The sequence below is a fragment of the Lysinibacillus sp. NPDC093688 genome, assembly GCF_050280145.1.
Taxonomy (GTDB): domain Bacteria; phylum Bacillota; class Bacilli; order Bacillales_A; family Planococcaceae; genus Lysinibacillus; species Lysinibacillus xylanilyticus_B.
In genome coordinates this window covers 1-5,782 of record NZ_JBNNUX010000086.1, presented here as the reverse complement: position 1 = coordinate 5,782, position 5,782 = coordinate 1, and the positions used below count along the sequence as shown (strand labels likewise).

Sequence of the window (5,782 nt, the reverse complement as noted above, 5' to 3'; positions counted from 1 at the left end):
ATTTAGGCCCACCATTATTCCGAAGTAGCTCAGTTGGTAGTAGCACCTGACTGTTAATCAGGTTGTCGCAGGTTCGAGTCCTGCCTTCGGAGCCATTTTTTTGTGGGGAAGTACTCAAGAGGCTGAAGAGGCGCCCCTGCTAAGGGTGTAGGTCGGGTAACCGGCGCGAGGGTTCAAATCCCTCCTTCTCCGCCATTGGCCCGTTGGTCAAGTGGTTAAGACACCGCCCTTTCACGGCGGTAACACGGGTTCGAATCCCGTACGGGTCATACTGAAATGCAGTAGATGTAATTTACATCTGCTGCATTTTTTTGTATAAGGATAGCTTTTAAGATTCTACTAATTGTCTTACATGATATGACTAGTAGAAATGTATACTATATATTTTCGTAGAAAACTTAAGTAATATAAGAAAACGTCTACTCATTTCTGGTAGACGTTTTGCTCTTTACGCTCTTAATAGCATTCTTTCAAGTGAGCTACGTGCTTCTTCAGCAGTGTGAGCATCTACTTGAATACGATTATGTGGTTGCCCCTTTTGTATACTTTCTAAAGACCAAAGTAGATGGGGAAGGTCAATACGATTCATTGTAAGACAAGGACAGAAGTTCTCATTTAAAGAGATAATCTGCTTATCAGGGTGCTGCTTAATCAGACGATTTACGAGATTCATTTCAGTACCGATTGCCCATGCTGAATCACTCGGTGCTTTATTAATCGTATCAATAATGTATTTTGTAGAACCTGCATCATCTGCAGCAGCAACAACTTCACGACTACATTCAGGATGAACAATGATACGCATATTTGGATGAACTTTACGTATAAGCTCCGTATGCTGAACCGTAAAGCCTTCGTGTACAGAGCAGTGTCCCTTCCATAAGATGACTTGAATGTTTTCTGGGTGCTGATCAGTTTCAAGCCTATTTGTATGAGGATTCCAAACAGCCATATTTTCAAGCGGTATTCCTAAATCGTATGCAGTATTTCTACCTAAATGTTGATCTGGTAAAAAGAAAATACGTTGTTTTTGCGTAAATGCCCATTGAACCATTTCTTTTGCATTGGACGATGTTACGCAGGCTCCACCATGTCGACCCGTAAATGCTTTAATGGCAGCAGTAGAATTGACATATGTTAGAGGGATAATGGTATCGCCAAAAAGTTCCTGTAAAACCGGCCATGCTTGTTCTGTTTGATAAATGTCTGCCATATCCGCCATTGAACAGCCGGCACGCATATCAGGTAAGTATACATGCTGCTGTTTAGTTGTAAGCATATCAGCTGTTTCCGCCATAAAGTGTACTCCACAAAATACTATATGTTCAGCTTCCTTGTTAGTTGCTGATAATTGAGCAAGTTGCAAGGAATCTCCTGTTGCATCAGCAAATTGAATCACTTCATCTTTTTGATAGTGATGCCCAGGAATAAAGAGCTTCCTACCTAATTCCTTTTTTATAGCTAGAATGCGAGATTCCATGTCATTTTTAGATAATGTACGATAATGCTCTGGTAGTAGTGAAGTTTGTTGTAATAGATTAGTGATGGACAATGAGATTAGCTCCTTTCGGTTGTACAAGTGCACTAATATCAAAGGCTTTTACTGAATGTGTTAGCGCTCCGAGTGAAATCCATTGAATACCTGTTATCGCATAGTTATTTAAGTTATGAAGTGTAATGCCGCCCGAAGCTTCTGTAGCGATATGTGGAGGAACAGCAGGAAGCCATTCACGTATTTCTTTAGGGCTACGATTATCAAACATAATGATATCTGCGCCAGCTGCAATTGCTTCTTCTAATTGTGCTTTTGTTTCGATTTCGACTTCGATCTTAATGGTGTGACCGATTTTCTCACGGGCAGCCTGTACTGCATTAGTAATACTACCTGCAAAAGCAATATGATTATCCTTTAGCATGATCGCATCGAATAAACCATTGCGATGGTTATAGGCGCCACCGATTCTAACAGCGTATTTATCTAACATCCGCATTCCAGGCATTGTTTTGCGCGTATCGCATATTTTTGCATTAGTACCTGCAGTTTCTCGCACCGCTAAATTTGTAGTTGTGGCAATAGCAGACATACGCTGGATAAGATTCAAAATTACACGCTCACCCATTAATAACTTTTGAAGAGGTCCTTGAATAACAGCAAGAACATCACCAGCATTTACTTTTTCACCATCTTTTTTATAAAGGGTAATATCCATCGATCGATCAAGTATAAGAAATCCATGCTCAATGATGAGAGCTCCACAAAAAATGCCGTCTTCTTTCGCATAAAAAGAAAAAGATCCTTGTTGTTCAGGGGAAAATATTAATTCACTCGATAAATCTCCATCGCCTATATCCTCATTAAAAAATTGCTTTAGCAATTCCTCGAGTTTGATGATATTCATATAATGAATTCCTCACTTTCATCTGTCCTTGTTGAAAAATAATCCAACGATTTGCCCACTGGTTATCATTGTGTGGTTTATCAACGCGAATATGTGCTCCGCGAGTTTCTTTTCGTGTAATGGCTGCGTGTGCCATTAATGTAGCGACAATATGCATCATGTAAAGTTCAAGTTCCTGTTGATTCAGGCCATTTAAATTAACATGAAGAAGTGTTTGCATTGAGGGCAATTGTTGTACGAATTGTTGCATATCGATAGGGTTTCGCACAATACCCAATGTGTGCATCATCATTTGTCGTAATTGATTTTTTGTAAATAACGAAGGCATTGTTTGTTGGTGATGTTTGCCATCAATCAAGAAATTATTTTGTCTGCAACCTGTTTGAATAATGTACTGGGCTGTTCTTTGTCCAAATGTAATTCCCTCTAATAGAGAGTTACTAGCTAAACGATTGGCGCCATGCACCCCTGTACAAGCAACTTCTCCAATTGCATAGAGATTAGGAATAGATGTCCTTCCCATGTCATCAGCAACAACACCGCCCATTAAGAAATGGCTACCTGGTGCTACAGGAATTAAGCCACCCTGTAAATTAACATTATTGTCAGAGCAAAGTTGAGCAATCGTAGGGAATCTATCTTCAAAGTGTTCAATCCTTGAAATATCAATAAATGTTTCCTGCCCAGCAGCACGTTTATTAAATAATGCATGTGCTGTAACATGGCGTGGTGCTAAGTCCAGCTGTTTATGTATGCCGTTCATTATGGGATGACGATGCGCATCGACAAATATTCCTCCGGCGCCACGAACAGCTTCTGAGACTAATCCTTTGGCCTGGCCTCCACACCAAAGTAAGCTTGGATGGAATTGCATAAATTCCATATCACTGATGGCAGCTCCCGCACGATAGGCTAATGCGATACCATCACCAGTATTTGTATCAAAGTTAGACGTACAAGAATAAAGAGCTCCTGCACCGCCTGTCGCGAGAATGACGTGGTGGGCAAGGTAGCGCTTCGTTCCCTTTGCTCCTTTTGTTAGAACGCCAACACAATCTCCATTTGTATTTAATAAAAGCTCGTAAGCCATCTCAAAGCAATTCACAACGGTATTAGATGTGAGTTGATTGAGCAAAAAATCTATCATTACTTGGCCAGTACGATCGCCACCTGCATGTAAAATACGGTGATGACTATGTGCTCCCTCTAAGCCTAGAGCGGGGGACCCATCAACTTGTCGATCAACTGGGAAGCCCTCATTTAATAAATTACGCATAATTTCTGTGCCGTTTTCTATTAGTACTTCAACATTCCTTCTTTCATGATGATATTCACCAGCAGTCAACGTATCAGCAATGTGAAGCTTTGGATGATCTTCTTGACTTGTAACGGCAGCAATACCGCCTTGAGCACGATAAGAACTACTCATTTTAACTGAACACTTTGTAACTAGCTGTACTTGAAAATGTTCTTCGAGAAGCCGAGCAGTTTGAAGTGCAGCAATGCCGCTACCTATAATAAGTACATCTGTCTTTACATCCATACATATACCTTCTTTACAGTTGTCTTGACACCTATCTTTGCATAAAATAAAAAAGAAAACAAGACTTGATGAATTAGAAAGGAAGAATAAGATGATTTATATGGATTACGCTGCAACTGCTCCAATGACGCCAAAAGCTCTTAAAGCATATTGTGAGGTAGCAAAGCAGTATTATGGAAATAGTGCAAGCTTACATGATCTAGGAGGGCAAGCACATTATTTTGTTGAACAAGCAAGAGCTGTTGTAGCAAGATCTCTTGGAGTAAACAGTGATGGTGTAATTTTTACCGGAAGCGGAACGGAGGGCAATTTAATTTCGATCTTGTCATTAGCTTTAGCTTCAAATAAAGGGAAGCACATTATTTCATCACAAGCTGAACACACATCGGTACATGCGGCTTTAAATACACTTGAAAAAATGGGTTTTATGGTCACGAAGTTACCCTTACAGCAAGATGGTTGTATTCATATAGAGCAATTACGAGAAGTAATTCAAGAAGATACGGCTTTAATCACTATTCAACATGTAAATTCAGAGATAGGCTCTATTCAACCAATAGAAGAAATTGCCGAAATTGCTAAACAATCAAATGTGCTCTTACATGTCGATTGTGTACAATCTTTTTGTAAAATCCCGTTAAAACAGCAAGTAGATGCTATTACTGTTTCAGCTCATAAAATAGGTGGGCCAAAAGGGTGTGGAGCTATATATATGAATCCTGAGCTATGTGTTCCTGCATTAGCACCAGGTGTCACACATGAGCGTGGGTTAAGGGGAGGAACACTAGATACTCCAGCTATTGTCTCTTTTGCTACGGCGATTGAAGAGTATCAATATGAGCGTCAGCATTATGAAGCATTACGTCAATACTTTAAGGGAAATTTACCGGAAACGTGTCAGCTCATTGAGTGTAAAGAGCAATTGCCTAATATTTGTGGTGTGTTGATGAATAAAGTTGAAGGGCAATATGTTTTGTTAAAATTAAATGAAGCGGGGATATGTATTTCTACAGGAAGTGCCTGTGATATTCATAGTGAATCTGGTACAAAAGCGATTTTATCAATGGGTTATTCTATGGAAGCGGCTCGTCAATTTTTTAGAATATCCTTTGGTTCAGAAACGACATTTGGGGAAATTAATGGATTACAAAGGGCACTTTCAACTATTTAATGTTTCTCATGTGAACTATAGTAAATGTTTTCTAGGCAATTAAAATGAAAGGTTTAAGGATAAGATAAAAACTGAAAAACTATAATTAAATAATTTTAATATGATAAATTACAGACATGTTAAGTAGTCTATAAAAACAATTTTTGGTTGATATTTTTGCTTATGTATACCTATTTTGGGGGAAGTAGTAGCTTGTAGCGAAAATTAGCGTCTTTTATTTATAAAATGAATTTAAATAGTTAACCAATACTCATCTGGTGAATTAATTGTTTTCTTTTAATTAAACAATTGCTATAATAAATAGCAGAGTGATAATTTCTCTTACATAACAAAAATATCTCTAAAAAGTAATAATTTCTTTTTTTTATAAAAAAGTATTGCACAATGTGAGAAAACGTTATACAATAATTCTTGTCTTGAAGGACAGGTAATAAACTTCAAAACGAAATACATAAGGGTTTCAAGATACGATTAGTTCGGGGAAGCGATGGAGAGAGGAAAGGGAGCGTACTTAAGTACGTGACTGACTGAACGACAGAAGCTGACGAAGAAATACGAGTATATCGAAAGCCGTTAATAGTCTAGTGATGATGGCAAAGAGGTCACACCCGTTCCCATACCGAACACGGAAGTTAAGCTCTTTAGCGCCGATGGTAGTTGGGGGCTTCC

4 protein-coding genes, 3 tRNA genes and 1 rRNA gene are annotated in these 5,782 nt (G+C 38.8%); 5 read left to right on the top strand and 3 right to left on the bottom strand.

What is annotated here, in order from left to right:
* Window positions 1–18: 18 nt before the first annotated feature.
* The 3 genes from ACQKN2_RS25030 to ACQKN2_RS25020 all read left to right on the top strand — a co-directional run bounded on the left by ACQKN2_RS25030 (window position 19) and on the right by ACQKN2_RS25020 (window position 269).
* Window positions 19–95 (top strand) — tRNA-Asn (locus tag ACQKN2_RS25030).
* A 9-nt stretch (window positions 96–104) separates the two neighbouring features.
* A tRNA-Ser gene (locus ACQKN2_RS25025) sits at window positions 105–195 on the top strand.
* 2 nt (window positions 196–197) lie between these two features.
* Window positions 198–269, top strand: a tRNA-Glu gene (locus ACQKN2_RS25020).
* A gap of 179 nt (window positions 270–448) precedes the next feature.
* Here the strand turns inward: ACQKN2_RS25020 and nadA are convergent.
* The 3 genes from nadA to nadB are packed head-to-tail and all read right to left on the bottom strand — an operon-like array spanning window position 449 to window position 3,942.
* Window positions 449–1,552 (bottom strand): quinolinate synthase NadA, encoded by a 1,104-nt coding sequence (gene nadA, locus ACQKN2_RS25015; RefSeq protein WP_427417330.1) that lies wholly within the window; start codon window positions 1,550–1,552, stop codon window positions 449–451.
* A complete protein-coding gene (gene nadC / locus ACQKN2_RS25010; protein ID WP_427417329.1) occupies window positions 1,539–2,399 on the bottom strand; it encodes a carboxylating nicotinate-nucleotide diphosphorylase in 861 nt (286 codons plus the stop codon). Before nadC ends, nadA begins: the two co-directional genes overlap by 14 nt.
* Window positions 2,356–3,942, bottom strand: coding sequence for an L-aspartate oxidase (nadB, locus tag ACQKN2_RS25005; RefSeq protein ID WP_427417328.1), 1,587 nt, complete (start codon window positions 3,940–3,942; stop codon window positions 2,356–2,358). Before nadB ends, nadC begins: the two co-directional genes overlap by 44 nt.
* Before the next feature lie 100 nt (window positions 3,943–4,042).
* On the opposite strand from nadB, the gene ACQKN2_RS25000 reads away from it, so the two are divergent.
* Window positions 4,043–5,113 carry a cysteine desulfurase family protein gene (locus tag ACQKN2_RS25000; protein WP_427417331.1) on the top strand — a complete coding sequence of 357 codons (1,071 nt, stop codon included), beginning with the start codon at window positions 4,043–4,045 and terminating at the stop codon, window positions 5,111–5,113.
* A 580-nt stretch (window positions 5,114–5,693) separates the two neighbouring features.
* A 5S ribosomal RNA gene (rrf, locus tag ACQKN2_RS24995) occupies window positions 5,694–5,782 on the top strand; the annotation flags it as partial.

Excerpts from the sequence above, each read along its gene's own strand:
- nadC (WP_427417329.1), bottom strand. The coding sequence starts at position 2,399 with ATGAATATCATCAAACTCGAGGAATTGCTAAAGCAATTTTTTAATGAG.
- nadB (WP_427417328.1), bottom strand. The coding sequence starts at position 3,942 with ATGGATGTAAAGACAGATGTACTTATTATAGGTAGCGGCATTGCTGCA.
- ACQKN2_RS25000 (WP_427417331.1), top strand. The coding sequence starts at position 4,043 with ATGGATTACGCTGCAACTGCTCCAATGACGCCAAAAGCTCTTAAAGCA.